The organism is Methylothermus subterraneus, assembly GCF_054656915.1.
The window spans coordinates 1-24,295 of the sequence record NZ_BAAHXK010000015.1 but is presented as its reverse complement, the minus strand read 5'-3'; the positions used below and the strand labels follow the sequence as shown (position 1 = coordinate 24,295).

28 protein-coding genes, 5 tRNA genes and 1 riboswitch are annotated in these 24,295 nt (G+C 60.2%); of the genes, 24 read left to right on the top strand and 9 right to left on the bottom strand.

The window, feature by feature from the left end; translation table 11 throughout:
• Positions 1-8 precede the first annotated feature (8 nt).
• Positions 9-1,880 carry a phosphomethylpyrimidine synthase ThiC gene (thiC, locus tag ACYQ3M_RS10965; protein ID WP_460036121.1) on the bottom strand — a complete coding sequence of 624 codons (1,872 nt, stop codon included), beginning with the start codon at positions 1,878-1,880 and terminating at the stop codon, positions 9-11.
• A 30-nt stretch (positions 1,881-1,910) separates the two neighbouring features.
• Positions 1,911-2,015, bottom strand: a riboswitch (TPP riboswitch).
• Between the two features lie 152 nt (positions 2,016-2,167).
• Here thiC and minC point away from each other — a divergent pair.
• The 9 genes from minC to ACYQ3M_RS10920 are packed head-to-tail and all read left to right on the top strand — an operon-like array spanning position 2,168 to position 7,011.
• Entirely contained in the window at positions 2,168-2,881 is a 714-nt protein-coding gene (gene minC / locus ACYQ3M_RS10960) for a septum site-determining protein MinC (protein WP_460036120.1), read from the top strand.
• A gap of 31 nt (positions 2,882-2,912) precedes the next feature.
• A complete protein-coding gene (gene minD / locus ACYQ3M_RS10955; RefSeq protein WP_460036119.1) occupies positions 2,913-3,722 on the top strand; it encodes a septum site-determining protein MinD in 810 nt (269 codons plus the stop codon).
• Between the two features lie 2 nt (positions 3,723-3,724).
• Positions 3,725-3,994, top strand: a complete 270-nt coding sequence (gene minE / locus ACYQ3M_RS10950; protein ID WP_460036118.1) for a cell division topological specificity factor MinE — start codon at positions 3,725-3,727, stop codon at positions 3,992-3,994.
• A 29-nt stretch (positions 3,995-4,023) separates the two neighbouring features.
• On the top strand, positions 4,024-4,290 hold the full coding sequence (locus ACYQ3M_RS10945) for a winged helix-turn-helix domain-containing protein (protein WP_460036117.1): 267 nt from the start codon (positions 4,024-4,026) through the stop codon (positions 4,288-4,290).
• 30 nt (positions 4,291-4,320) lie between these two features.
• Positions 4,321-4,740: a hypothetical protein gene (locus ACYQ3M_RS10940; protein WP_460036116.1), complete on the top strand. Its 420-nt coding sequence runs from the start codon at positions 4,321-4,323 to the stop codon at positions 4,738-4,740.
• Between the two features lie 30 nt (positions 4,741-4,770).
• A complete protein-coding gene (locus tag ACYQ3M_RS10935) occupies positions 4,771-5,499 on the top strand; it encodes a DUF1538 family protein (RefSeq protein ID WP_460036115.1) in 729 nt (242 codons plus the stop codon).
• Entirely contained in the window at positions 5,487-6,236 is a 750-nt protein-coding gene (locus tag ACYQ3M_RS10930) for a DUF1538 domain-containing protein (RefSeq protein ID WP_460036114.1), read from the top strand. The genes ACYQ3M_RS10935 and ACYQ3M_RS10930 overlap by 13 nt, the downstream gene beginning before the upstream one ends.
• A 5-nt stretch (positions 6,237-6,241) precedes the next feature.
• The gene (locus ACYQ3M_RS10925) at positions 6,242-6,592 is read left to right on the top strand and encodes a P-II family nitrogen regulator (RefSeq protein WP_460036113.1); all 351 of its coding nucleotides are present in this window, start codon (positions 6,242-6,244) and stop codon (positions 6,590-6,592) included.
• Positions 6,593-6,633: 41 nt separating this feature from the next.
• Positions 6,634-7,011, top strand: a complete 378-nt coding sequence (locus ACYQ3M_RS10920; RefSeq protein WP_460036134.1) for a CBS domain-containing protein — start codon at positions 6,634-6,636, stop codon at positions 7,009-7,011.
• A 2-nt stretch (positions 7,012-7,013) separates the two neighbouring features.
• On the opposite strand, the gene ACYQ3M_RS10915 is transcribed toward ACYQ3M_RS10920, so the two are convergent.
• Genes ACYQ3M_RS10915 through ACYQ3M_RS10905 form a run of 3 tightly spaced genes read right to left on the bottom strand, consistent with a single transcriptional unit; the run spans position 7,014 to position 9,907 of the window.
• Positions 7,014-7,454, bottom strand: coding sequence for a universal stress protein (locus tag ACYQ3M_RS10915; protein WP_460036112.1), 441 nt, complete (start codon positions 7,452-7,454; stop codon positions 7,014-7,016).
• 46 nt (positions 7,455-7,500) lie between these two features.
• A complete protein-coding gene (locus tag ACYQ3M_RS10910) occupies positions 7,501-9,375 on the bottom strand; it encodes an ATP-binding cassette domain-containing protein (RefSeq protein ID WP_460036111.1) in 1,875 nt (624 codons plus the stop codon).
• Between the two features lies 1 nt (position 9,376).
• The gene (locus ACYQ3M_RS10905) at positions 9,377-9,907 is read right to left on the bottom strand and encodes a gamma carbonic anhydrase family protein (protein ID WP_460036110.1); all 531 of its coding nucleotides are present in this window, start codon (positions 9,905-9,907) and stop codon (positions 9,377-9,379) included.
• A gap of 390 nt (positions 9,908-10,297) precedes the next feature.
• Between ACYQ3M_RS10905 and ACYQ3M_RS10900 the strand changes: the two genes are divergently transcribed.
• The 5 genes from ACYQ3M_RS10900 to ACYQ3M_RS10880 all read left to right on the top strand — a co-directional run bounded on the left by ACYQ3M_RS10900 (position 10,298) and on the right by ACYQ3M_RS10880 (position 13,714).
• Positions 10,298-10,389, top strand: a tRNA-Ser gene (locus tag ACYQ3M_RS10900).
• A 17-nt stretch (positions 10,390-10,406) separates the two neighbouring features.
• Positions 10,407-10,826 carry a secondary thiamine-phosphate synthase enzyme YjbQ gene (locus ACYQ3M_RS10895; protein ID WP_460036109.1) on the top strand — a complete coding sequence of 140 codons (420 nt, stop codon included), beginning with the start codon at positions 10,407-10,409 and terminating at the stop codon, positions 10,824-10,826.
• Positions 10,823-11,824: a glucokinase gene (gene glk / locus ACYQ3M_RS10890; RefSeq protein ID WP_460036108.1), complete on the top strand. Its 1,002-nt coding sequence runs from the start codon at positions 10,823-10,825 to the stop codon at positions 11,822-11,824. Before ACYQ3M_RS10895 ends, glk begins: the two co-directional genes overlap by 4 nt.
• Before the next feature lie 31 nt (positions 11,825-11,855).
• Positions 11,856-12,965 carry an alanine dehydrogenase gene (gene ald / locus ACYQ3M_RS10885; RefSeq protein ID WP_460036107.1) on the top strand — a complete coding sequence of 370 codons (1,110 nt, stop codon included), beginning with the start codon at positions 11,856-11,858 and terminating at the stop codon, positions 12,963-12,965.
• A complete protein-coding gene (locus ACYQ3M_RS10880; RefSeq protein ID WP_460036106.1) occupies positions 12,962-13,714 on the top strand; it encodes a ferredoxin--NADP reductase in 753 nt (250 codons plus the stop codon). Before ald ends, ACYQ3M_RS10880 begins: the two co-directional genes overlap by 4 nt.
• Here the strand turns inward: ACYQ3M_RS10880 and rtcA are convergent.
• The 5 genes from rtcA to hemA are packed head-to-tail and all read right to left on the bottom strand — an operon-like array spanning position 13,692 to position 18,312.
• Positions 13,692-14,726 carry an RNA 3'-terminal phosphate cyclase gene (gene rtcA / locus ACYQ3M_RS10875; protein ID WP_460036105.1) on the bottom strand — a complete coding sequence of 345 codons (1,035 nt, stop codon included), beginning with the start codon at positions 14,724-14,726 and terminating at the stop codon, positions 13,692-13,694. The two genes, ACYQ3M_RS10880 and rtcA, sit on opposite strands and share 23 nt — an antisense overlap.
• Positions 14,723-15,136, bottom strand: a complete 414-nt coding sequence (locus tag ACYQ3M_RS10870; RefSeq protein WP_460036104.1) for a M67 family metallopeptidase — start codon at positions 15,134-15,136, stop codon at positions 14,723-14,725. The genes rtcA and ACYQ3M_RS10870 overlap by 4 nt, the downstream gene beginning before the upstream one ends.
• 1 nt (position 15,137) lies before the next feature.
• Positions 15,138-15,974, bottom strand: coding sequence for a peptide chain release factor N(5)-glutamine methyltransferase (prmC, locus tag ACYQ3M_RS10865; RefSeq protein ID WP_460036103.1), 837 nt, complete (start codon positions 15,972-15,974; stop codon positions 15,138-15,140).
• Entirely contained in the window at positions 15,971-17,056 is a 1,086-nt protein-coding gene (gene prfA, locus ACYQ3M_RS10860; protein WP_460036102.1) for a peptide chain release factor 1, read from the bottom strand. The genes prmC and prfA overlap by 4 nt, the downstream gene beginning before the upstream one ends.
• A gap of 5 nt (positions 17,057-17,061) precedes the next feature.
• Positions 17,062-18,312, bottom strand: a complete 1,251-nt coding sequence (gene hemA, locus ACYQ3M_RS10855) for a glutamyl-tRNA reductase (RefSeq protein ID WP_460036101.1) — start codon at positions 18,310-18,312, stop codon at positions 17,062-17,064.
• Positions 18,313-18,415: 103 nt separating this feature from the next.
• Here hemA and ACYQ3M_RS10850 point away from each other — a divergent pair, with 103 nt between their 5' ends.
• The 10 genes from ACYQ3M_RS10850 to ACYQ3M_RS10805 all read left to right on the top strand — a co-directional run bounded on the left by ACYQ3M_RS10850 (position 18,416) and on the right by ACYQ3M_RS10805 (position 24,253).
• The gene (locus ACYQ3M_RS10850; RefSeq protein ID WP_460036100.1) at positions 18,416-20,158 is read left to right on the top strand and encodes a tetratricopeptide repeat protein; all 1,743 of its coding nucleotides are present in this window, start codon (positions 18,416-18,418) and stop codon (positions 20,156-20,158) included.
• Between the two features lie 2 nt (positions 20,159-20,160).
• A complete protein-coding gene (lolB, locus tag ACYQ3M_RS10845; RefSeq protein WP_460036099.1) occupies positions 20,161-20,757 on the top strand; it encodes a lipoprotein insertase outer membrane protein LolB in 597 nt (198 codons plus the stop codon).
• A complete protein-coding gene (gene ispE / locus ACYQ3M_RS10840; protein WP_460036098.1) occupies positions 20,738-21,592 on the top strand; it encodes a 4-(cytidine 5'-diphospho)-2-C-methyl-D-erythritol kinase in 855 nt (284 codons plus the stop codon). Before lolB ends, ispE begins: the two co-directional genes overlap by 20 nt.
• Before the next feature lie 9 nt (positions 21,593-21,601).
• Positions 21,602-21,676, top strand: a tRNA-Gln gene (locus ACYQ3M_RS10835).
• 56 nt (positions 21,677-21,732) lie between these two features.
• Positions 21,733-22,683, top strand: a complete 951-nt coding sequence (locus ACYQ3M_RS10830; protein ID WP_460036133.1) for a ribose-phosphate diphosphokinase — start codon at positions 21,733-21,735, stop codon at positions 22,681-22,683.
• Between the two features lie 17 nt (positions 22,684-22,700).
• A complete protein-coding gene (locus tag ACYQ3M_RS10825; protein ID WP_460036097.1) occupies positions 22,701-23,321 on the top strand; it encodes a 50S ribosomal protein L25/general stress protein Ctc in 621 nt (206 codons plus the stop codon).
• A 6-nt stretch (positions 23,322-23,327) separates the two neighbouring features.
• Positions 23,328-23,900, top strand: a complete 573-nt coding sequence (gene pth, locus ACYQ3M_RS10820; protein WP_460036096.1) for an aminoacyl-tRNA hydrolase — start codon at positions 23,328-23,330, stop codon at positions 23,898-23,900.
• A gap of 71 nt (positions 23,901-23,971) precedes the next feature.
• Positions 23,972-24,057 (top strand) — tRNA-Tyr (locus tag ACYQ3M_RS10815).
• Between the two features lie 16 nt (positions 24,058-24,073).
• Positions 24,074-24,147 (top strand) — tRNA-Gly (locus ACYQ3M_RS10810).
• A gap of 30 nt (positions 24,148-24,177) precedes the next feature.
• Positions 24,178-24,253: transfer RNA gene (locus tag ACYQ3M_RS10805), tRNA-Thr, on the top strand.
• The last annotated feature ends 42 nt before the right edge of the window (positions 24,254-24,295 follow it).

Sequence of the window (24,295 nt, the reverse complement as noted above, 5' to 3'; positions counted from 1 at the left end):
CGGCGGGCTTAGCCTGCGTGCGCGTCCGCTGGCAGAGGCACATAAAGCTCGGCGCCCGCTTTACGAAATTCCTCCGCCTTCTCGCGCATCCCAAGCTCGATCTCGGCCTCGGCGAGCGCGCGCACTTCCTGGCTGATCTGCATGGAGCAAAAGCGCGGGCCGCACATCGAACAGAAATGGGCGAGCTTGGCCGCCTCCTGAGGTAAGGACTGGTCGTGGAACTCCCGCGCTTTTTCCGGATCGAGGCTCAAGTTGAACTGATCGAGCCAGCGAAACTCGAACCGAGCTTTGGACAGGGCGTTGTCGCGGTATTGCGCGGCAGGATGGCCTTTGGCGAGATCCGCGGCGTGGGCGGCGATCTTGTACGCGACGATCCCAGCGCGTACGTCTTCCTTGTCCGGAAGGCCCAGGTGTTCTTTGGGCGTCACGTAGCACAGCATGGCGGTGCCGTACCAGCCGATGTTGGCCGCGCCGATGGCGGACGTGATGTGGTCGTAGCCGGGAGCGATGTCGGTGACCAAAGGCCCTAGGGTGTAGAACGGGGCTGCAAAGCATTCGGCCAATTCCCGGTCCACGTTCTCCTGGACAAGATGGAGCGGGATGTGCCCCGGCCCTTCGATCATCACCTGCACGTCGTGCTTCCAGGCGATCTTAGTCAATTCGCCTAAGGTCTTGAGCTCGGCGAACTGAGCCTCGTCGTTGGCGTCGGCGATGGACCCAGGCCGCAAACCGTCGCCTAAGGAGAAGGCCACATCGTAAGCCTTCATGATCTCGCAGATTTCCTCAAAATGCGTATAAAGGAAGTTCTCCTGATGGTGGGCCAGGCACCATTTGGCGATGATCGACCCGCCGCGGGAGACGATTCCGGTGACGCGGCCTGCGGTGAGGGGAATGTAGGCCAGACGCACGCCGGCGTGGATGGTGAAGTAGTCCACGCCTTGTTCGGCCTGCTCGATCAATGTGTCGCGGAAGATCTCCCAAGTGAGCTCTTCCGCCCGACCCTCGACCTTTTCCAGCGCCTGGTAGATCGGCACCGTTCCGACGGGGACGGGCGAATTGCGGAGGATCCACTCGCGCGTCTCATGAATGTGTTTGCCGGTGGATAGATCCATCACCGTATCGGCGCCCCAGCGGATCGCCCACAGCATTTTTTCGATTTCTTCCTCGATGTTGGAGCGCAGCGGCGAGTTGCCTAAGTTGGCGTTGACCTTGACCAGAAAATTGCGGCCGATGATCATCGGCTCGGATTCGGGGTGGTTGATGTTGGCCGGAATGATCGCGCGGCCGGCGGCGACTTCTTGGCGCACAAATTCCGGAGTGATCTCTTTGGGCAAGCGGGCGCCAAACGGCTGCCCGGCATGGAGGCGCTGCCCGTAAGCCTCGCGCATCGCTTGGAGATTCTGATTCTCGCGGATGGCGATGAATTCCATCTCCGGGGTGATGATCCCGCGCCGGGCGTAGTGCATCTGGGTCACGTTGGCGCCGGGTTTGGCGCGCCTAGGCGGGCGCAGGTTAGAGAAGCGCAAATGGGCGGTTTTGGGGTCGTTTAGGCGTTTTTGGCCGTATTCGGAAGTCGGCCCGGGTAAAATTTCCGTGTCGCCGCGCTCCTCGATCCAGCCGAGGCGAAGCGGCGGCAGGCCGCGCGTTAGGTCGATCTCGGCGTTCGGGTCGGTGTAAGGGCCGGAAGTGTCGTAAACATAGACCGGCGGATTTTCCACCGGCCCAGACGGGGTTTGGGTAGGGCTTTGATCGATCCGCCGCATAGGCACGCGTAAGTCTTTACGGCTGCCTTGGAGGTAAACCTTGGTCGAGGCAGGAAAGGGAGGGATGGTAAGCTGTTTGACGCGGAGGTTTTGCCGAAGTGCTTTGCCAGAGTTCATAAGGTCTCTCCACACTGTCACGTTGAGCGCAGGGAAAGACCCGGGCTTCCCTACGCCGGTCCGAACCGGATCAGGTTCCAAGGGTATCTCTCAGCACCGCCCCGGGCCTTAGGCAGTGCACCCCTAGCCCAAGCGTTAAGCTAAAGCATCGAGCCCGTGATTGCAAGCCTTAAAGCATACTAAATTGCTAAGAAAAATCTGCGCTGCGAAGCATTTACCAGAGGAAAGCAAGGGTGCTACAATCCAAAACTACGCCATATTGCCCACCGACTGAGCCTTTCGGCCTTATGCACGACGAGCTTAAATTTCCGCCGGCGGTAGAGATCAAGGGAGGGTCGGTGACTTTGCCCAGCGTGCGGCTGCTGAGCAGCAATTTAGCGGCCGTCGTGGCGCAACTAAGCCAAAAAGTGGCGCAAGCGCCTGAGTTTTTTCGCAGTGCCCCGGTAGTGATCGACGTGTCGGCGTTGGCGGACCCGTCCAAGCTCGATCTGGTGGCGCTGCTGGAGCAATGCGATCGGCTGGGAATGATCCCGGTGGGTCTGCGGGGAGGCGACGACGCCTTGCGCCGACGCGCCGTTGCCTGCAAACTCGCGCTGTTGGCCGATACGCCCGGCCGTGCAGCTCCCTTGGTAGAGATCGCGCCAAAGCCTGAAGCCGTCCCCGAACCTCGGCCGGCGCGGTCGCTGCTCATCACCCAACCGGTGCGCTCTGGCCAGCGCGTGTACGCCAAGGGCAGCGACCTGATCGTGCTGGCCTCGGTAGGTCACGGTGCGGAAGTTTTAGCCGATGGCCATATCCACATCTATGGCGCTTTGCGCGGACGGGCCCTAGCCGGCGTGCGCGGCGATACCGCGTGCCGGATTTTTTGCCGGGATTTGCAGGCGGAGTTGGTCTCCATCGCCGGGCATTACCGGATCAGCGAAGATCTGGACGAGTCGGTTCGCGGCCGTTCGGTCCAAATCTACATGCAAGATACGGCTTTGGTCATCGAGAGTTTGTGAACTTTAGAGACGAACAGGAGGTAATTGATCTGTGGCGAGAATTATCGTGGTGACCTCGGGCAAAGGCGGGGTCGGCAAGACCACCACCTCGGCGTCTTTGGCGATGGGGTTGGCCTTGCGCGGGTACCGCACCGCGGTGATCGACTTTGACGTGGGGCTGCGCAACTTGGATTTGATCCTAGGGTGCGAACGCCGAGTGGTGTACGACTTCGTCAACGTCATTAACGAGGAAGCGACGCTGCGTCAGGCTTTGATTCGCGACAAGCGCTGTGAGAATCTATATATCCTGCCGGCGTCCCAGACCCGCGATAAGGAGGCTCTGACCAAGGAAGGGGTCGGTCGGGTGCTTGAGGAGCTTGCGCGAGAATTCGAGTACGTGGTTTGCGATTCGCCCGCCGGGATCGAAAAGGGTGCGTTTTTGGCCATGTATTACGCCGACGATGCGATCGTGGTGACCAACCCGGAAGTGTCTTCGGTCCGCGATGCCGACCGGATGATCGGCATTCTTTCGAGCAAATCGCGCCGCGCTGAGCTGGGTGAGGAGCCGATCCGTGAGCACTTGCTGCTCACCCGCTACGTACCCGAGCGAGTCAAGAAGGGGGAGATGTTGAGCGTGGACGACGTGCTGGAGATCCTGGCTTTGCCTTTGCTTGGCGTCATTCCCGAATCGCAGGCAGTGCTCAGCGCTTCCAACGAAGGGGTGCCGGTGATCCTAAACGAGAAGAGCGACGCCGGCCAAGCCTATCGGGATGCGGTGGCGCGCTATCTGGGTGAGGAAGTCCCGCATCGATTTATCAACCCTGTCAAGAAGAGCCTCTTCAGCCGGCTGTTGGGAGGTTGAGTATGGGACTTTTGGATTATTTTCGCTCGTCTCGGCCAAGCAGCGCGCGGCTGGCGAAGGAGCGGCTGCAGATCCTGGTCGCTCACGAGCGGAGCATGCGCAATGCCCCGAGTTATTTGCCGCAAATGCAGCAAGAGTTGCTCGCGGTGATCCGTAAGTACGTAAATGTGGACCTCGATGCGATCTCGATCCAGATGGAGCAGGATGAAAACCGCGAAATTCTCGAGGTCAACATCGTGTTGCCTGAGGATGGCGTAGGGGGAAGAGGTTAAAACCGTAGGCGTTATAAATGGGGGATAAAATGAGCGCGCAAAAAAGTTCGGCTAAGTCCGGTGGGGCGGCCAAGCCAAAAGCGAGTGTAGAGACTACCCGCGGCGAGGAGATCGGCCTGGCGGCCGGCAAAGTATGGCATTGTCTGGATCGGCTCGGCGAAGCCTCCTCCACCAAATTGGAGGCAGAAACCGGCTTAAACAGCAAGGAGGTCCAACGCGCGATCGGCTGGTTAGCGCGGGAAGGGAAGCTGATTATTGAGCGAGATGGGCGAACCGAGGTGTTTCGGCTCGCCTGAACGATCACTATTTTTAAGGAGGACGAGGTTATGCGTAAAACGTTAAAGTGGGCTGTGGCTTGGAGCGCGGTGGCCTTAAGCGCGGCAGCGTGGGCAGGCGCCGAACAAGAGGGTGGGGCGAAGATCAAGATCCGGCCGGCGCAAGAACAAGGCGGTATGGCCATGCCGGGGATGCAAGAGGGGCAGCAAGGGACGATGGGCATGCCCATGATGCAGCAGTGCATGCAGATGCATCAAAAGGTGATGGAACGCCTCGAGCATCTGGATAAGAAGATCGACCACCTGTTCAAGGAGCAAGAAAAGGAGTCTCACGAGCGCTTGGGCGCAATCGAGTCCAAGCTGGAACACGTGATGCGCGAACAAGAAGAGGAGACCCATCAGCGCCTTAAGGCTTTGGAAACCAAGCTGGACCACGTGCTCAAGGAGCAGGAGCAGGAGACGCATCCATAAATTCGGGACGATCGCCGGTTCGGGGGCGGTATGTATGCATTCCTGCGGCAGCTGGGGTTGAGTTTTCTCGACCTTGCCCCCGTGCTGGCGGTCGTTTTGGTCTTTCAGACGCTGGTGATTGGCCGGCCGCTGCCGAATCTTTGGGGGTTGACGGCAGGCACGGCGGTGACCGTCTTGGGATTGACCTTTTTCGTACGGGGCCTGGAACTTGCGCTGTTTCCGCTCGGCGAGTCGATGGCGTATGCCTTTGCCCGCAAGGGAAGCCTTGCTTGGCTGCTTTGCTTTGCCTTCTTTCTGGGTTTTGCCACCACCGTAGCTGAGCCGGCGTTGATCGCGGTGGCCGCCAAAGCCGCCGAGGCGGCAGCGGCCGGCGGTTTGCTCGGCGACGATGCCGCGCTGCGGCAGCGGTATGCCTTGGGTTTGCGCTTGAGCGTCGGGGTGGCGGTGGGGGTGGCGTTGGTGATCGGCGTCATCCGCATCATCAAAGGCTGGCCGCTGCCCTGGGTGATGGTGGGGGGCTATTTGGTAGTGCTGGCAATAACGCCGTTGGCGCCGCCCGAAATCATCGGCGTGGCGTACGATTCCGGCGGAGTGACCACGTCGACCATCACCGTGCCGCTGGTGACGGCTTTAGGTGTGGGATTGGCTTCTTCCGTCGAGGGGCGCAATCCGCTGGTGGACGGGTTTGGACTGATCGCGTTTGCTTCGCTGACGCCCATGATCTTTGTGATGCTGTTTGGCCTGTTATGGAAGGCGTAAGTTTCGGCGCCAGCCTGCTGACCGCGGTGCGCGATTGCGCGCCTATCGTGGCGACGATCCTCATCTTCCAACTGGGGGTGATCCGCCGTCCTCTGCCGCACCTGCGCCAAGTGATCCTCGGGTTTGGGTTTGTGGTCTTCGGTATGGCCTTGTTCCTTAAAGGGCTGGAGATGGCCCTGTTCCCCTTGGGGGAGGAGATGGCGTTGCAGCTGACTGGACCCCGCTTCCTCTCCGCTTCGGGAGCAAATCCTAGCGACTATTTTTGGGTATACCTGTTTGCCGCCAGCCTAGGGCTGACCACCACGCTCGCCGAGCCGGCCTTGATTGCGGTCGCGCTCAAGGCGCGGGAGATTTCCGGCGGGGCGATTCGGCCTTGGGGGTTGCGTCTGGCGGTATCGGTGGGAGTGGCCATAGGCATCGCTCTGGGAGCGTATCGGATCGTCAGCGGGGGCTCCTTGGTTTGGTATATCTTGAGCGGGTATCTGGTGGTTCTGGTCCAAACCGTATTTGCGCCACGGGTGATCGTTGGGTTGGCCTACGATTCCGGTGGGGTAACCACCTCGACCGTGACCGTCCCCTTAGTCACCGCGCTCGGTTTGGGTCTGGCCAAAGCGGTGCCAGGACGCAGCGTCTTGCTCGATGGGTTTGGGTTGATCGCGTTTGCCAGCGTGTTTCCGATCATGACCGTGCTGGGCTATGCCCAGCTGGCGGCTTTCCTGGGGCGGAAGAGGAGGTAATCCTGATGCGTTTTAAGTTGATCGTTGCGTTTGTGGGGGACGACAAAACCGATCTGGTATTGAAGACCGCCCGCGATTTCGGCGCGACGGGGGCGACCGTGATTACCAGCGCCCGCGGCGAGGGGATCGAACGTCCCAAGACCTTTCTAGGGTTGGCCTTGGAAGCCCAGCGCGACGTGGTGCTGATGCTGGTCGAGGAACACTTGAGCCGCACGATCCTAGAAGCGGTGGCCGAGGCGGCGGGCTTCGACGCCACCCCAGGCACCGGGATCGCGTTTCAGATCGATGTGGAAGACGCCGTTGGGGTGCGCCATCAGATGGAGAAACTGGTTCCCCTAGTCGAGGAGGAAATCTGAGCGTGGACAAGAAAAAACCGCTGATTCGGGTGCGCGAGATCATGCGCACCGATTTTGGCACCATCGACGGCCTGGCCACCGTAGGCGAGGCGCTGCGCCAGATGAAGGCCCTCAAGACCTCGGTGCTGGTGGTGAACAAGCGCCACGCCGACGACGAATACGGCCTGGTCACTTCCGGCGACATCGCCCGCCACGTGTTGGCCCGCGACCGCTCGCCCGAGCGCGTCAACGTCTACGAAGTGATGGAAAAGCCGACGATTTTGATCCACCCCGACATGGACATCCGCTATTGCTCGCGCCTGTTCGCCAGATACAATCTGGTGCGGGCGTTGGTGGTCGAAGGCCGCGAGGTGATCGGCATCGTCAGCCCCAACACCCTGGTGTTGGACGGCTTGTATCGCCTGTTGGATCTAGAATAGCTTCACTCCACTAAGCGCACCGCCAAGACATCGCACTTGGCGTGGAGGATAACGCTGGAGGCAGTCGATCCGAGCAGGATCCCGAGCCCCTTGCGGCTGTGGGAACCGAGCACGATGAGATCGATGTTTTCCGCCGCCGCCACCCGCACGATCTCCGCCTTGGGGCTGCCCACCTCGATCCAGCATCGATCCTCAGGGATTTTGAGCCTTTCTGCGATCTTGGCCAGTTTCTGTTTCGCGGCCGCGATCAGTTGCTCGGTGATGTCCACGTCGAAAGGAATGATGGGGCCGTAGGTGGAATCGGTGATGGGCAGGTTATCGACCACGTGCAGGACGGAAAGCTTGGCCTGGTAGCGGTCGGCCAGGTCCTTGGCGCGTTCGGCCACAAGCTCGGCGTGCGCGGAAAAGTCGGTAGCCAGAAGGATGTTTTGATAAGGTTGCATTGACGTCCTCTCCCCGGTGTTAAAACGCTTTGCATCATAGCAAAACTTACCGTCCGGCCGCTTCCAGTTCCGCCAACGCCTTAAGCCAAGCCTCTTCAGCACTGGCGAGCCGCCGATCGAGTTCGGCCTGTTCCAGCAACAGCGCTTTGAGGCGCGCGGGTTCTTGATACAACGCCGGATCGGCGAGCTGCTGCGCGAGGACGGCTTTGGCCTCGGTCAAGCGGGACAATTCGGCTTCGGCTGTTTCCAAGGCGCGCTGCAGGGGGCGTAGGCGGTCTCGGCGTTGCGCTTTTGCGCGGCGCTCCTCTTTGCGCGAGGGCGAGCTTGCCTTGGCAAAAGCCGGCGGCCGGGTGCGGGATTCGAGTAGCCAGCGCCGGTAATCTTCCAGATCGCCGGGATAGAGCCGGGCTTGTCCGTCGGCCACCAGCCAATACCGATCGCAGGTGCAGCGCAGCAGGTGGCGGTCGTGGGCGATCAAGACCAAAGCGCCGGGATAGTCCTGCAGCGCGACGGTCAGGGCGTGGCGCATTTCTAAATCCAGATGATTGGTGGGCTCATCGAGCAGGAGCAGATTGGGCCTTTGATAAACCAACATGGCCAATACCAAGCGCGCCTTCTCGCCGCCCGAGAAGGTAGCTATCTTGGCCGTGGCGCGCTCGCCGCTAAAACCAAAGCCTCCCAGGAAAGCGCGCAGAGGCTGTTCCTGGGCGCGGGGATCGAGGATCTGGAGGTGTTCGAGCGCCGAAAGCTCCGGGCGCAATTGCTCCAATTGGTGTTGGGCGAAATAGCCGACGTTTAAAGTTTCGGCGGCCTCGCGCCGCCCGGCGAGAGGAGCTAAGGCGCCCGCCAGGGCCTTGATCAGAGTGGATTTACCCGCCCCGTTAGGGCCTAGGATCCCCAGCCGGTCGCCGGGGTTTAAGGCAAGCGTCACCCCCTTGAGCACCACGCGCGCGCCGTAGCCAAGATCGGCTTTCTCCAGACGCAGGAGCGGGAACGGCAAGTGTTCAGGTTGGCCGAGGCGGAAATGGAACGGCGAGTCGATATGAGCAGGGGCGATTTCTTCCAACCGTTCGAGCGCTTTGATCCGGCTCTGGACCTGGCGCGCTTTAGTGGCTTTGGCGCGGAAGCGGTCGATGAACGCGCGCAGGCGCGCTTTTTCGCGCTGCTGCTTGCGATAATTGGCCTGCTGGCGGGAGAGAAGCTGGGCGTGCGCGGCCTCGAAGGCCGAGTAATTGCCGCGGTAGAGTTCGATCCGGCCGTGCTTTAAGTAGAGGATGTGGTCGCAGACGGCATCCAGGAAGTCGCGGTCGTGGGAGATCAGCAGCAAGGTGCCGGAATAACTTTTAAGCCATTCTTGGAGCCAGATCACTGCGTCTAAGTCGAGGTGGTTGGTAGGCTCATCCAGAAGCAAAAGATCCGCGCGGCACATGAGCGCTTGCGCCAGATTGAGCCGCATCCGCCAGCCGCCGGAAAAATCCCGCACCGGCCGCTCCCGATCGGCTTCGGCAAAGCCTAAGCCGTCGAGCAGGCGCGCTGCTTTGGCGCGGGCCTGGTAACCGCCGATCGCTTCCAGCTCGGCGTGGAGTTTGGCCTCACGCAGGGGCGAGCCTTCCGCTTGTGCCTGCGCCAGCGCTTGCTCAACCTCGCGCAACTTGCGATCTCCGTCGAGGACGAACTCGATGGCCGGACGATCCAGCGCGGTGATTTCCTGGGCGACGGCGGCGAGAGTCCAATCGGGCGGCAGCCGGACCTGGCCGCGGTCAGGGCTCAGCTTAGCGCAGATGAGCTCGAACAAGCTCGACTTGCCGGCGCCGTTAGGTCCGACAAGACCGGTCTTGCTGCCGCGCCTGAGGGTGAAGCTGGCGCGCTCAAACAGCGGCCGGCCACCGCGGTGCAAGGAAACGTCGTGAAAACTGAGCATCCTAAGGAGACAAGTAGCGATTCTTGAGTTCGATGTAATGGTCGGCGGAATAACGCAAGAACTCGCGCTCTTGCTCGGTCAGCGGGCGCACTTGACGGGCGGGAACGCCCACGTACAGATACCCTCCTTCCAGGTGCTTGCCGGGAGGCACCAAAGCCCCCGCCCCTAAGATGAGTTCATTTCCTAGCACCGCCCCGTCCATGACGATGGCGCCGATGCCGAGCAGGCACCGGTCGCCGATCCGACAGCCGTGCGCGACCACCCGGTGCCCTAAGGTGACGAACTGGCCGATGGTCAAAGCAAACCCCTCGCCCGTATAGGGGCCGGGATGGGTGACGTGGAGCACGCAGCCGTCCTGGACGTTGCTGCCGGCGCCGACGTGAATGTGGTTGACGTCGCCGCGCACCACCGCCCCGGGCCAGATCGAGACGTCGTCGTCCAGGCGCACGTCGCCGATGACCAAGGCGCTTTCGGCGATGTACACGCGCTGCCCCAGCTTAGGAAAATGGCCTGCAAAAGCTTGCCGGGTCAAAGGGCGCCTCCTTCCTGACTCTACTTGAATGGAGTTTTCAACACGCTACGAGCTGCCATGTTCATCGCCTTAAGTGTACTGATTGCCGCCGGGTTTGTCCTCTTGATCTACGGGGTGGTCGCCTTAAAACGCGCGGTTTTCCAGGGCCGGTCCAAGCTCGGCGCGCTGCTCAAACAGCGCCACGAGGAGTTGTCCAAGCTGGTGGAGGTGTGCAAGCGCGAATTGCGATTTGAGCAGGAGCAGCGCGACGGGGTCCTTGTTTGCCTGCCTGGGGATGGCTTGGGCGCTGTGGCGGCGGTTTTAAAAAGCGAGGAGGTTTCTATTTGCGGTCGTTGTGGTACACTGTTTGGCGTTTGGTTGAACGCGCTTGGGTTCTGCGCACTCGATCCCGGAGAGGTGCCGGAGCGGCCGAACGGGCCTGACTCGAAATCAGGTGTACGCCTTGCTGCGTACCGAGGGTTCAAATCCCTCCCTCTCCGCCATGCAAAGGGAGGCCTTGATGTGGGTGCAGAAGAAAATCGTCCTGTCTCCCAAACCGCGAGGATTTCACCTCATCACCCGCGAGCTTCTCGCCCAGCTCCCCGAGATTAAGGAATTTCGGGTGGGGCTGGCGCAGTTTTTCCTCTGCCACACCTCCGCCTCGCTCACCCTCAACGAAAACGCCGACCCCAGCGTGCGCGCCGACATGGAGGCGCATTTTTCCCGCTCGGTGCCCGAGAACGCCCCTTATTACCGGCATACCCTGGAAGGACCGGACGACATGCCCGCGCACATCAAGGCTTCCTTGCTTGGGGCGGGGGTGCTCGTGCCCATCGGCAACGGTCGGCTGCTGCTCGGCACCTGGCAGGGGATTTACCTAGGCGAGCACCGCGACCGCGCAGGGCCTAGAACCATCATCGCCACCTTGGTTGGCGAATGAGCGCGCCCCTTGTCCTTGTAGCCGACATCGGCGGCACCAAGACTTTGCTCCGGCTTGGGGAAGTTCACCGGGGAGAATTTCATCCCCGGCGCGAGGGACGGTTTGCCAGCAGCGAATACGCCCGTTTCGAAGACCTTTTGGACGAATTTTTAGGACCTCTTCAGCCCGTAGCGGCCGTGTTCGGGGTGGCCGGTCCCGTGGTCGAGGGGATTTGCCAAACCACCAACCTGCCTTGGCGGCTCGACGCCAAAGCGCTTTCTGCGCAGCTTGAAGGGGCGAAGGTTTGGCTGTTGAACGACCTGCAGGCGACGGGGTTCGGCGTCCTCACTCTACCCGAGGCGCAGCTGGTCGAGCTCAATCCTTCGGCCAAACCTCGCCCCCACGCTCACCGGGCGGTGATCGCGGCCGGTACGGGTTTGGGCGAGGCATTGATCCTCAATGCCGAGAAGGGGCCGATGGTCGTCGCCACCGAAGGGGGGCACTGCGATTTTGCGCCGCTCGACGCCGAGCAAGACAGGTTGCTTGCCTGGCTGCGCGCGCGTTACCCTGGGCACGTAAGCTACGAGCGGGTGCTGTCCGGCGCGGGAATTGTGGAAATTTATCGCTTTTTAAGCGCGCGCTCTCCCGAACGAATCAACCCAGAGCTGGTTCGGCTGCTGCGGGAACAGGATCCGGCGGCGGTCATCGGCGAGCACGGCGCCGCCAAGCGCGATGCCTTGTGCTACCAAGCCTTGCGTTGGTTTGCGCGGATCTACGGTGCCGAAGCCGGCAATTTGGTGTTGAAAAGCCTGGCGCTGGGCGGCCTCTACGTGGCCGGCGGGATCGCGCCGAAAATTCTGCCCGTGCTGGCGGAAGGGGAGTTTATGGCGGGATTTACCGCGAAAGGGCGGTTTTCCGAGCTGCTCGCGCAGGTTCCGGTCAAAGTGGTGTTGACTACGGAAGTCGTCCTGCTCGGCGCGCAAGCCTGGGCTTTGCAGCGCCTGGGCGAGGGCGGATAGAATGGATGCCTCTAAGGCGAGGGGAGCACAAATGATGCGAGTGGGGGTGCCGAAAGAGACTAAGCCGGAGGAGTATCGGGTCGCGCTGACCCCGGAGGGCGTTGGCGCGCTGATCAAGGCAGGTTGTGCGGTGACGGTCGAGCGCGGAGCCGGTTTGGGGGCAGGGTTTGGCGATGCGGAGTATCTGGCCGCAGGCGCTCGCCTTGGCAGCGCCGCTGAAGCATGGGCGGCCGATCTGGTCCTCAAGGTCAAGGAGCCGCAGCCTAAAGAGTATTCTTTCTTGCGCGGCCAGATCGTGTTTGCCTATTTCCATCTGGCCGCCGCGCCCAAAGAGTTGCTCACCGCCTTGTTGGCGACCGAGACCACAGCGCTTGCGTACGAGACTTTGGAAAACGCCGAAGGGCGCTTGCCGCTTTTGGCGCCGATGAGCGCCGTGGCTGGGAATATGGCGACGTTGGTGGGCGCGTTTTATTTGGCTCGCTTTCACGGCGGGCGGGGAACCTTGCTCGGCGAGGTGCTCGGGAGCGGGTACGGCAAGGTGCTCATCGTCGGCGACGGCGTGGTGGGGCAACACGCCGCGCGGCGCGCTTGCGCCCTCGGGGCTAAAGTCGCCATGGCCGGCCTCCATCTCCAACGCGGCCAAGCGCTGCAAGCAGAGCTTGGAGCCTTGCGCTATTTTCTTTCCTCCCCCGAGGCGATCGCCGCCGAGATGGCCGATGCCGACCTCGTCGTCGGGGCGGTGTTGGTGCCCGGAGCGCGGGCGCCTAAGGTGATCACCGAAGCCATGGTCCGACACCTTCCTGAAGGCGCGGTGATCGTGGATGTGAGCATCGACCAAGGAGGGTGCGTGGCCACTTCTCGGCCCACCACCCACGCCGATCCGATCTTCGTCGAGCACGGGGTGATCCATTATTGCGTTACCAACATGCCCGGAGCTTACCCACGCACTTCCACCTTCGCCCTGACCCAGGCGACCTTGCCGTACATTCTCAAACTGGTGCGGCAAGGGCTGGCAGGGGTCCTGACGGACCTGGAGTTTTCCAAAGCCATCAATACCTATCGCGGCTGGATTACCCATCCGGCCGTCGCTGCGGCTTGGCCGGAAGAAAACCGTTACCGACCTCTGGAGGCGCTGGCATGAGCATCGACTTGCACAAATGGAGTCCAGGCCGAGTGGTGGAGCTTCACCGCTGGGCCGATGCGCTGTACTCCTTGCGCGTTGAGGCTGAAATCGAGCCGTTCGAGGCCGGTCAATTCGGCCGGCTGGGGTTGATGCTGGACGGGGAATTCGTCAGCCGTCCTTACTCCTTTGTCAACGCCCCCGAGGAGCGGCCGTTGGACTTCTATTTTATCGTCATCCCAGACGGCCGCTTGAGCCCGAAACTGGCGGCTTTGCGCCCTGGGGATACAGTTTGGGTCGCCAGAAAACCCTCTGGCTTTTTTACCTTGAGCCAAGTTCCGGCGGGTAAATTCTTGTGGCTGCTCGCGACCGGCACGGCGCTTGGGCCGTTCCTGTCCATCCTCAAAACCCAAACGCCTTGGCAAAGGTTCTTAAAAATCGTGCTGGTCCACGGCGTGCGCACTCGTTCAGAGCTTGCCTATCAAGCAACCATCGCCGGTTTTAGGAGCGTTCATCTTAGGCAGTTTCGGTTTTTTTCGAGCGTCACCCGCGAGCCCGGCGGGGATTTTTCCGTCCGCATCCCGCAGGCCATAGAATCTGGGCTGTTGGAGGAGTTGGCCGGGACGGCGCTTGCCCCAGAAGACAGCCAGGTGATGATTTGCGGCAACCCGGAGATGGTCAAGGACACGGTCGCCTTGCTCCAGGCTCGAGGATTTAAAGAAAACTTGCGCAAATCCCCAGGGCAGATCACGACGGAGCGTTACTGGTGAGCTCAATCCAACAGCGCTGGGCGTTTTCTTGCCGGAGCTTGCACGCGAGCGGCAAGAATTGTTGGATTACCCACAAGTTGGTCGTGGTGTGCGGCGTTGGCGGCAAGGTTAAATACCGACCGCCGCCGGCGAGCGCGAGTGGCAGCAGCAATTGATCGGCTAAATAAGGCCCTACCGGCACCTTCGCGGCAAGATAGGCCTTGACTTCTGCCGCCAAGCGTTCAGCTACGGTTTCTGCCCGCACCCCGCGTTCGCCAAAGCCGGTGAACACTTCGCTTAAGTGCTCGCAGCGCACCGTCACCGTGACCGCGTTGCCCACGCCGCAGCCGGTCAGGGCCTCGACGCGCAGCGCGCTTTCGGGCAGGGTCAGGGCCTTTGCCAATTCTTTGAGCTCGCGCTCGCCAATAGGGCGCGGCAGCCCAGCGACCAAAGCGCAGGCTTGAATTTCAAGCACCTTGCCGCGTTCGGGCAGGTCCAGCGGGCTAAGCTTTTCTGTTGGTTCGATTTTGGCTTCCAAAATCCCGCCGCCGCGAGGATAAAAACCCGGGCGCAGGAGGTTGAGCTCCACCTTTGCCCCCATGCGCGCGAGCAAGGGCAAAAACGCCTGAGCGAGAAAATCAAACGAGGGCGCCTTAGGATTGTGGGTGCCGCCGGTGAGGATCAGGCGGCTTGGAGCTTGCGCCAAGAGCAAGGGCAAAAGCAGGGTCTGAAGCAGCAAAGTGGTCGAACCGGCGGTGCCGATGGCAAAAGCGTAACGGCCGGGGCGCACGGTGCTCGGCTCAAAGTATAGCTCCTGCGAGCCAAGAGTGGCTCCCTCAACCTTAGCTCCACCGATCTCAGCCGCCGCCAACACGCAGGCCAGATGCTGCGGCCTTAAGCCCGGCTGAGCGCGGCGGGCGCGGAGATTGAACAGGCGCACGGGGCGTTTAAGGCACAAAGCCAAAGCCAAGGCAGTGCGCAGGATCTGACCACCGCCCTCGCCGTAGCTGCCGTCTAGACTGAGCGCGGTCATTCTTCTACCTCCAGGACGACCTCCTCGGGGATGCGGCCGTCGAGGCGAAAACCGCGCATTTGCAAAGTCCCTTTGGTGCTCAAGGAAACGATCAGGGTCAGGGCTTCCGGATAGGCGACGGCTTCTATGTCTTCGTCGGAAGGGAAAGGCGGCGCCGAAGGGTGCGAATGGTAGACGGCGAATAGGGTCTCGCCGCGCTCGCGCATGGTCCGCATCGCTTCGATCTGGCCTTGAGGGTCGAGGTGAAAATGGCGCTTTGGTTCGGCGGCGACGTTTGCCACCGGATAGAGGCTGACCGGCACGCCGCCTCGGGCGCCGATCAGGCCGCAGACTTCACATTCAGGACGGCTTTGGGCCTGATGCAGGAGAGCGATTACCAGAGCACGAGGCAAAACGACAGATTCTGGCATCTTAACGCCTCCTTCGCGCTTGGGTGAGACGGGGGCGATCTTCTAAGTCGCGGTAGCAAACGATGTTCTCAAAACCCTCGCGTTGGAGCAACTCCGCTACCGCTCCCGCTTGGGTCTGGCCGTGCTCCAACAGCAGCCAGCCGCCTGGCCGCAGCCCCTGCCGAGCTTGTGGGATCAGGCGGCGGAAGGCGGCCAGGCCGTCTTCCGCCACCAGGGCGAGGGGCGGTTCAAAGCGGATCTCGCCTTGAAGATGGGGGTCGCCTTCGGCCACGTAGGGCGGGTTGCTGACGATGAGGTCAAAGCGGTGCGGAGCGAAGGCGCAAAGCCAATCGCTCAAGACAAAGGCGATCTTAGGCGCTTTGAGGCGGCGGGCGTTGGACTTGGCCACCGCAAGCGCCTTGGGGCACAAGTCAACGGCGAAAAACTGCGCGCGCGGTCGTTCCAGGCTTAAGGAAATCGCGATCGCCCCCGAACCGGTGCCGAGATCGGCGATCCGCCAGTCCGCTTGCGGCGGAATCAGGCCAAGCGCCCGTTCTACCAGGAGCTCGGTCTCTGGGCGCGGGATCAGCACGCAAGGGTTGACCTCGAACTCGCGCGACCAAAATTCCCGCCGGCCCGTGAGATAAGCCACCGGTTCGCCCTGCACGCGGCGTTCGATCAGCTGCCAGAAACGAAGCTGGTGCTCGGGGGGCAAGATGGCTTGGGGCCAAGCCCATAGGTAAGCGCGGGGACGCCCGGCGGCGCAAGCCAAAAGCAATTCGGCGTCTAGCCTAGGAGTCGGAGAGACGTTGGCTAAACGCGCGCTCCCTTGGCAAAGGAGCGTGGCGATACAGGTCATGAGTCGGCTGCTTCCGCCAGGAGTTCGGCTTGATGTTGTTGGATCAAGGGTAGGATCAGTTCGTCCAGGTTGCCCTCGAGGATCTCATCCAGCTTGTAAAGGGTGAGATTGATCCGGTGGTCGGTCACCCGGCCTTGGGGGAAGTTGTAGGTGCGGATGCGCTCGGAGCGGTCGCCGGAGCCGACCTGAAGTCTTCTGGAGGCGGACTGTTCGGCCTGGCGTTTGGCCTGTTCGGCGGCGAGCAGGCGTGCCTTGAGCAAGGCCATAGCGCGGGCGCGGTTCTTGTGCTGGGAGCGCTCGTCCTGGCATTCGACCACGATTCCGGTGGGAAGGTGGGTGATTCTAACCGCCGAGTCGGTGGTGTTGACGTGCTGGCCGCCTGCCCCGGAGGAGCGGAAGGTATCGATGCGTAGGTCCTGCGGGTTGAGCTCGATCTCATCGATTTCTTCGGCTTCAGGCAGCACCGCGACCGTACAGGCGGACGTATGGATGCGTCCTTGGGACTCGGTCTGAGGAACGCGCTGGACGCGGTGGGTGCCGGCCTCGAACTTAAGGCGGGAATAAACCCCGGCGCCGGAAATCTTTACGATAACCTCTTTGTAACCGCCGTGCTCCCCTGGGCTTGCCGAAAGCACTTCTACCCGCCAGCCGCATTGTTCCGCATAACGCAGATACATGCGCAGAAGGTCGCCCGCAAACAGCGCCGCTTCCGCGCCGCCGGTGCCGGCGCGGATTTCCAAAAAGACATTGCGGTTGGCGTTGGGGTCCTGGGGTAAAAGCAAGATCTTAAGTTCGTGCTCCAACTTAGCTAAGCGCGCTTTGATCTGGGCAATCTCTTCTTCAGCCAGCGCTTTGAGCTCGGGGTCGTGCTCGGCAAGCAGAGCCTGCCCGGCAGCCAGGTCGGCTTCGGTCTTGCGATAATCCCGATAGACGGCGTGGATCTTCTCGAGTTGGGCGTATTCCCGGCTTAAGTCGCGCAGCCGCTGCGGATTGGCTTGGACCTCGGGCGAGCTCAAAAGCGCGGCGATTTCCTCGAAGCGCTCGCTGATTTTGTCGAGTTTGGTGCGGATGGCGTGCTGCACGGCAGTCAGTTGAGCTTGAACAATTCGCGCGCGGCCAAAATCAAATCGTGACGCTGGTGGAGGCCGGCTTTTTTGAGTTGGACACTGGGAAGATGCAGCAGTTTATTGGTCAAGGTATAAGCCAACAGTTCCAGCGCTTGTTCTGGGGGAATCCCTTTACGCAGCGCTCGTCTTGCGCGCTGCAAAGCCTCCTCGCGCAAGCGCTCGCCTTGGGCGCGAACCGCGCAGATGGTGGCGCTTGCGCTCTGCGCGCGCAGCCAGGCGAAGAATTGCTCGACCTCTCGGGCGATGATTTCTTCGGCTTTAAGGGCCGCTTCTTGCCGGTTTTTGCGGTTTTCCTCGACGATGTTTTGCAGGTCGTCGATGGTGTACAGATAAACGTCCTCGAGGTGGTCTACTTCCGGTTCGATGTCGCGCGGCACCGCCAGGTCCACCATGAAGATCGGCTTGTGGCGGCGCTTTTGGATCGCGCGCTCGATCGCGCCTTTGCCTAAGATCGGCAGGGGACTGGCGGTCGAGGAGACCACGATGTCGGCCTCAGGCAAGTATTCGGGCAACTCGTGCAAAGCGATAGCCTGCCCGCCAAACTGCCAGGCCAGCGCCTGGGCCTTGGCGAAGGTGCGGTTGGCGATGATCAGCCGCTTCAGACCTTGCTGGTGAAGGTGGCGCGCAGTCAGCTCGATGGTTTCGCCCGCACCGATCAGAAGGGCGGTCTGTTGGTTAAGATTGGCGAAAATTTGCTGGGCCAAGCGGACAGCGACGAAAGCCACAGAAACGGGACTGGCGCCGATTGCGGTGTTGGAGCGGACTTTTTTGGCCACGCTGAAGGCGTGTTGAAACAGCCGGTTGAGGGTTTTTCCTAAAGCGCCGGCTTGCAGCGCGGCGCGGTAGGCGGCTTTCAGCTGGCCGAGAATCTGGGGCTCGCCTAAAACCATTGAGTCCAGGCCGCAGGCGACGCGGAGCAGGTGACGAACCAGCGCCGCGTCGGTGTGGACATAAAGGCAAGCTGCAAAAGCGTCGGCGGGCAAGTTATGCGTGTTGGCCAACCATTCGGTCAACACGCGGCGGTCGGGCAGTTCGGTAGTGCAATACAGCTCAGTCCGGTTACAGGTGGATAAAATGGCCGCTTCGCGCAGGCCGGGTAAAGTCAGTAAATCTTGCAGGGATTCGCCTAAGCGATGGGCAGGGAAGGCAAGCCGCTCGCGTACTGCCAAGGGGGCGGTGGTGTGGTTTAAGCCTAAGGCGAGCAGGGTCATACCAGGAAAGCCATTTTAGAACGTTATTTTTCATTTTAAAAACAAAATATAATTTAAACCACAATATCCGCCGGCCTGCCCGACTGAAGAAAGGAAGTTATCCGTGGTGAAATTTTTATTCCCCTTGGTTCCGGTTTTCTTGGGACTGATCTTTCCTGGCTGTGCCCGTCTGCCTTGGCCAGGGAAAACCCAGGAAGGCGCCCCTGCGCCAATCGCCTTAGAAGGGCTGCGGCAGCGGCCTCTAAGCGGCGCCCGCGACAAGAAGGACGTCTTGTATCGCTTATTGGTCGCCGAGTTTGCCGGCCAAAACGGGGATTATGCGGTAGCGCTTGAGAATTATCTTCAGGTGGCGGCGCAGGTTACCGATTCTTGGGTAGCGGAGAGAGCCACTCAGATCGCTTTGTACCTAAATGACCTAAAGAGCGCCAGACACGCAGTAAAGCTTTGGCTGGAACGCGCCCCCCGCGCGTTGAACGCCCACAAAGTAGCATTGATGTTGGCGTTGCAAGCCGATGAGATCGAGCCTGCGGTGACGCATTTTTCTCAGGTATTGGAGTTGGCTGGAGATAACCTGCCGCAAGTTTTGTTAGACATCGTGGGTTTCATGGATCAGGGTGCGCCTAAGGAAACCGCGCTTAAGGTAATGGCGAAAGCGAGCCAAGGTTTCCCGCGCTCGCCCGAAGTTCTCTATGCCTATGCCGTGCTTGCGCTGCGCAAAGGCGAGACGCAGCTGGCTTTAGAGCAAATTTCCCGCGCGGTGGCGCTGCGCCCTAATTGGCCCAAGCTCCGCTTACTGCAGAGCCAACTTTTGGCGCAGTTGGGAGAGGACCGCAAGGCGCAGCAAATCCTGCAGGAGCTGATGCAAAAACACCCAAAGGATTTGCAGCTGCGCTTTATGTACGCCCAGCTGCTGCTGAAACAGCAGAAGTTTGACAAAGCGCTGCGCGAGCTCGAGCAGATTCTCAAGCGCGAGCCGGATCATCCCGATGTCCTGTATGCCTACGCTTTGGTCAATCTCCAACAGGGTCGGGACGCGGTTGCCGAACGCGCTTTACGCCGTCTGCGCAAACAGGATAAGTGGCGTAATGAAGCCAGTTTTTATTTGGGACGGATTGCCGCCCATCGGGGGCAATGGGAGCAAGCGCTGGCGTGGTTTGAGCGAGTTGACACAGGCGAGCTTGCCTTCGATGCCCAGGTCCAGGCGGCGGCGGTCTTGGCCAAGCTTAGGCGCAATCAGGAAGCGCTGCAGCGGCTGGAATCCTTACGCGAGCGTTTTCCTGAGCGCAAGCTCCAAGTATATCTACTGCAGGCGGAGATTCAGACTAACCTCAAAGAGTATCCGGCTGCGTTTGCGACTTTAAGCCAAGCGCTGACCGAGTTTCCAAAGCATCCGGATCTCTTGTATGCGCGAGCCTTAGTTGCTGAGCAAATCGGTAAAGCGGATATCGCCATCGACGACCTCAAAGCTGCGCTTGCCTCACGCTCTGAAGATGCGAATCTGCTCAACGCGTTAGGCTACACGTTGCTGGAGCACACCGATCAAATTCAAGAAGCGCGCGCTTATTTGGATCAGGCCATCCGGCTCAAACCTGAGGACCCGGCCATTTTGGACAGCTATGGCTGGCTTTGGTATAAGCTCGGCGACTATTCCAAAGCCCGTAAATACTTACAGCGGGCTTACGCCCTCAATCCCGATCCGGAGATTGCGTTTCACCTCGGGGAGGTGTTATGGGCTCTGGGGGATAAGCAAGAAGCGAGGCGTCTGTGGCACGAAGTCCTCAAGGCACCTCAGGACGAAAGGGTGCAATCTTTGATCGAGCGCTTCCGAGATCGGCTCAAGCCGTGAGTGTGCGCCTCGGTTTCGGGTTGCTGTTGGCGATCTGGCTGGGAGGGTGCGCGGGGTGGCGCCCGCCTGTGTCGGCGCGCGGCCAAGAGGAGCTGGCCTGGCTTGAGAGCTTACCCTACTGGCAACTGCAAGGCCGGGTGGGAGTGCGAGCAGAGCAGGGAAGCTGGCACGGAAGCTTGGATTGGATTTATCGGGACGGTCAAGATCGATTGGTGATCTTTGGACCGCTTGGGCAGGGCAAGGTAGTCATCCAAGCGCGCGCTGATTGGGTCAGGATCGAAAAAACCAATGGCCAAGTTCAGGTGTCTGACCGACCGCAAAGCTTGCTTAAGGAGGCCTTGGGGGTAGCGGTTCCTCTCCAGGCTCTGCACTATTGGATTCGTGGGCTTTCAGCGCCAGGCGAAGGCGAGGTCGAATTCGGTCCGGATGGTCGGATTATTCGGCTACGACAACAGGGGTGGCAAGTTGAATACCACGAGTATCGCTCGGTGGGCTCCTACGCCTTGCCGGTGAAATTGAGTTTAACCGGACCGCGCGGGGTACATCTTAAACTAATCGTGGATCGGTGGGAGGTCGACGTTGAACCTAAGCGAGCTTGAGGCTTGGCCAGCCCCAGCCAAGCTGAATCTAATGCTGCGCATTGTCGGGCGGCGGAAAGACGGCTATCACTTGTTGCAGACCGTATTCCAGTTCGTTGATTGGTGCGATTATATATCCTTTGCCTGGCTTAAGGCGCCGGAAGTTGTTCTGGCTAAACCTTTGCCGGAGGTGCCGCCCAACGAGGATCTAACTGTGCGTGCCGCCCGCCTCCTGCAGCAAGCGACCGGATTCCGGCGAGGAGTTCAAATTACCGTAGATAAGCGCTTGCCGATGGGCGGCGGACTGGGCGGAGGCAGCTCCGATGCCGCTACCGTGCTGGTGGCCTTGAATGCCTTGTGGAAGCTAGGGCTGAGTACCGAAGAATTGATCGATTTGGGGGTTCGGCTGGGTGCGGACGTGCCAGTATTCATCAAGGGAGTTGCGGCATGGGCCGAAGGCGTAGGGGAGAAGCTGACGCCGCTGGATTTGCCTGAGCCTTGGTATGTCCTGTTGATTCCGCCGTGCCGGGTGGAGACGGCCAGGGTTTTTTCAGCTCCTGATTTGACAAGAGACAGCCCTCTTGTCACAATAGATGAATTTCACGCTGGGGAGACAGGCAACGACTGTCTGTCAGTCGTACAAAGGATGTACCCTGAGGTTGCGGCGGCGCTTGAAGCGTTGTCGGCTTATGGTAAGGCGCGATTGACCGGAACCGGTGCTTGCGTGTTTGCCGCCTTTGCAGACCCACAGGAGGCTAAGGCAGTAGCGCACGCCCTGAGTCCAAAGTGGCGGGTTGTCTGTGCACGCGGGGTCAATCGATCGCCTTTGCTAAACAAATTGGCAAGCGTAAAATGAGATTTTTGATGGGGCGTCGCCAAGCGGTAAGGCACGGGGTTTTGGTCCCCGCATTCGGAGGTTCGAATCCTCCCGCCCCAGCCACTCGCGAGGATAGTTATTTCTCCTTCGATCGGCATGTCCAAGGTGACCGCATGCGTATGCACGATGCGGGTTTCATGATCTTTGCGGGTAATTCCAACTTGCCCTTGGCCCAGGGGATCGCAGACAAACTCAACCTGCGTTTGGGTCTGGCGTCTGTGGGCCGCTTCAGCGATGGCGAAATCGCCGTTGAAATCCAAGAGCACGTGCGGGGAAGAGAGATCTTCGTGATCCAATCCACCCACATGCCGCACGACAATCTGATGGAACTCTTGGTGATTGTGGATGCTTTGCGGCGCGCCTCGGCAGGGACGATCACAGCGGTGATTCCTTATTTCGGGTATGCGCGCCAGGATCGGCGACCGCGCTCGGCGCGGGTGCCGATCACGGCCAAATTGGTGGCAAAGATGATCACCTGCGCGGGCGTGGATCGAGTATTGACGGTGGATCTCCACGCCGATCAAGTGCAGGGGTTTTTCGATATTCCGGTAGACAACGTGTATGCTTCGCCGTTGCTTTTGGGAGATATATGGCGCCAGAAGTACGAACGTCCGATCGTCGTTTCCCCCGACGTTGGGGGGGTCGTGCGGGCTCGGGCGTTGGCCAAACGCTTAGGGGATGCGGATTTGGCGATCATCGACAAACGTCGGCCCCGGGCCAACGAATCTCAGGTGATGAATATCATCGGCGAGGTGGAGGGACGCACGTGTATCCTAGTCGATGACTTGGTCGACACTGCTGGGACCTTGTGCCAAGCCGCGCAGGCGCTCAAAGACCACGGTGCGGTGCGGGTAGCGGCTTATTGTACGCACCCGGTGTTGTCAGGCCAGGCAGTAACTAGCATCGCGAGCTCGGCGCTGGACGAATTGGTCGTTACCGACACGATTCCTTTGCGCCCAGAAGCTCAAGCTTGTAGCAAGATTCGGCAGTTGAGCGTGGCGGAGATGCTCGCAGAGACGATCCGCCGCATCGCCGTGGGAGAATCGGTCAGCTCCTTGTACGTGGATTAATTTTGGGGTTATTCAAGATGCAAGCAAGTTTTGAATTCGAAGCGGAAATCCGGTCGGCAGCTGGCACGCGTGCTGCCCGGCGGTTGCGTAGGACCAATAAAATCCCTGCGGTTCTGTACGGTGGAGACCAGCCGCCGGTGATGCTGGCGCTGACCAAAAACCAAGTGGATAAGAACCTGGAACAAGAGGCGGTGTTTTCTCATATCTTGACGATTAAGCTTCCAGGGGCCAAAGAAGTCCAAGCAATTCTCAAGGAAGTTCAGCGCCACCCGGTGACGGAATCGGTGCTCCATCTGGATTTTCAGAGGGTAAAGGCGGATGAGGAAATCCGCGTCCATGTGCCGCTGCATTTCATTGGCGAGGAAGCTTCGATCGGGGTGAGAAAAGGCGGCATTGTGCTGCACAATCTGACTGAGGTGGAGGTAGTTTGCTTGCCTCAGCATCTGCCCGAGTATCTGGAAGTGGATTTGACTAATTTGGACATCGGGCAGAGCATTCATTTGGGTGAGTTGGCTGTTCCTGAGGGGGTGCAGCTGGCCGAACTGGCGCACGAAGGGGGAGCATCGATTCCGGTGGTGACTATCCAGCCGCCGTCGGTAGGAGGAGAGACGGCAGAGACTGGCGGCGAGCAGACCTAAGCTAGCGTGAATTGCTTCGCCTTGCTGGTTGGCTTGGGTAACCCTGGTCCCGGCTATGCGAGAACCCGGCACAATGCCGGGTTCTGGTTTGTGGACGCGCTTGCGAGCCAATATGGCGTCGAGCTTGTTTGGCAGGAGCGATTTGGCGGTTGGGAGGCTAAGTTTCATCACCAGGGCGAAGCGGTGTATTTGTTCAAACCGGCGCGATACATGAACTTAAGCGGTGTGCCAGTGGCGGCAGTGTGCCGGTATTACCGGATATCGGCCGAACGGCTGTTGGTCGCTCACGATGAGCTGGATTTCGAAGTTGGGGTAGTGCGCCTAAAAAAAAACGGTGGGCACGGCGGCCATAATGGTTTGCGCAGCATTATCGAGCATTTAGGGTCCAATCAGTTCTGGCGCTTGCGGATTGGGATTGGGCGGCCGCCCCAAGGATCGGTTGCCGATTACGTATTAAGCCAACCTACAGAGGATGAACGGGCCAAGATTTGGGCCGCCATTGATCGGGCGGTTAAATTATTGCCCCAATTGCTCGAACACGGGGCGGAGAAAACTATGAATTTTCTGCACCGCTATTAGCGACACCGAGCTTAAGTGCGGTTGTGATTGACATAGACGATCAAATCGTCAAAAATAATCCGCTCCTTTTTGGAGGGGTTCCCGAGCGGTCAAAGGGACCAGACTGTAAATCTGGCGGCTTACGCCTTCGGAGGTTCGAATCCTCCCCCCTCCACCAGATGCATAGGCTCCATGCGGGTGTAGTTCAATGGTAGAACCTCAGCCTTCCAAGCTGATGACGTGGGTTCGATTCCCATCACCCGCTCCAATCGAGGTTTGGGAGCCGGAGAGCAACATAGCCCATATAGCTCAGTCGGTAGAGCACTTCCTTGGTAAGGAAGAGGTCACCGGTTCAAGTCCGGTTATGGGCTCCAATTAAACGATTGGTTTTGAGTTTCAAGCGTAGGGGATTGCAC

Coding starts and splice junctions, on each gene's coding strand:
- thiC (WP_460036121.1), bottom strand. CDS start 1,880: ATGAACTCTGGCAAAGCACTTCGGCAAAACCTCCGCGTCAAACAGCTT.
- minC (WP_460036120.1), top strand. CDS start 2,168: ATGCACGACGAGCTTAAATTTCCGCCGGCGGTAGAGATCAAGGGAGGG.
- minE (WP_460036118.1), top strand. CDS start 3,725: ATGGGACTTTTGGATTATTTTCGCTCGTCTCGGCCAAGCAGCGCGCGG.
- ACYQ3M_RS10945 (WP_460036117.1), top strand. CDS start 4,024: ATGAGCGCGCAAAAAAGTTCGGCTAAGTCCGGTGGGGCGGCCAAGCCA.
- ACYQ3M_RS10940 (WP_460036116.1), top strand. CDS start 4,321: ATGCGTAAAACGTTAAAGTGGGCTGTGGCTTGGAGCGCGGTGGCCTTA.
- ACYQ3M_RS10935 (WP_460036115.1), top strand. CDS start 4,771: ATGTATGCATTCCTGCGGCAGCTGGGGTTGAGTTTTCTCGACCTTGCC.
- ACYQ3M_RS10930 (WP_460036114.1), top strand. CDS start 5,487: ATGGAAGGCGTAAGTTTCGGCGCCAGCCTGCTGACCGCGGTGCGCGAT.
- ACYQ3M_RS10925 (WP_460036113.1), top strand. CDS start 6,242: ATGCGTTTTAAGTTGATCGTTGCGTTTGTGGGGGACGACAAAACCGAT.
- ACYQ3M_RS10920 (WP_460036134.1), top strand. CDS start 6,634: ATGCGCACCGATTTTGGCACCATCGACGGCCTGGCCACCGTAGGCGAG.
- ACYQ3M_RS10915 (WP_460036112.1), bottom strand. CDS start 7,454: ATGCAACCTTATCAAAACATCCTTCTGGCTACCGACTTTTCCGCGCAC.
- ACYQ3M_RS10910 (WP_460036111.1), bottom strand. CDS start 9,375: ATGCTCAGTTTTCACGACGTTTCCTTGCACCGCGGTGGCCGGCCGCTG.
- ACYQ3M_RS10895 (WP_460036109.1), top strand. CDS start 10,407: ATGTGGGTGCAGAAGAAAATCGTCCTGTCTCCCAAACCGCGAGGATTT.
- glk (WP_460036108.1), top strand. CDS start 10,823: ATGAGCGCGCCCCTTGTCCTTGTAGCCGACATCGGCGGCACCAAGACT.
- ald (WP_460036107.1), top strand. CDS start 11,856: ATGATGCGAGTGGGGGTGCCGAAAGAGACTAAGCCGGAGGAGTATCGG.
- ACYQ3M_RS10880 (WP_460036106.1), top strand. CDS start 12,962: ATGAGCATCGACTTGCACAAATGGAGTCCAGGCCGAGTGGTGGAGCTT.
- rtcA (WP_460036105.1), bottom strand. CDS start 14,726: ATGACCGCGCTCAGTCTAGACGGCAGCTACGGCGAGGGCGGTGGTCAG.
- ACYQ3M_RS10870 (WP_460036104.1), bottom strand. CDS start 15,136: ATGCCAGAATCTGTCGTTTTGCCTCGTGCTCTGGTAATCGCTCTCCTG.
- prmC (WP_460036103.1), bottom strand. CDS start 15,974: ATGACCTGTATCGCCACGCTCCTTTGCCAAGGGAGCGCGCGTTTAGCC.
- hemA (WP_460036101.1), bottom strand. CDS start 18,312: ATGACCCTGCTCGCCTTAGGCTTAAACCACACCACCGCCCCCTTGGCA.
- ACYQ3M_RS10830 (WP_460036133.1), top strand. CDS start 21,733: ATGCACGATGCGGGTTTCATGATCTTTGCGGGTAATTCCAACTTGCCC.
- ACYQ3M_RS10825 (WP_460036097.1), top strand. CDS start 22,701: ATGCAAGCAAGTTTTGAATTCGAAGCGGAAATCCGGTCGGCAGCTGGC.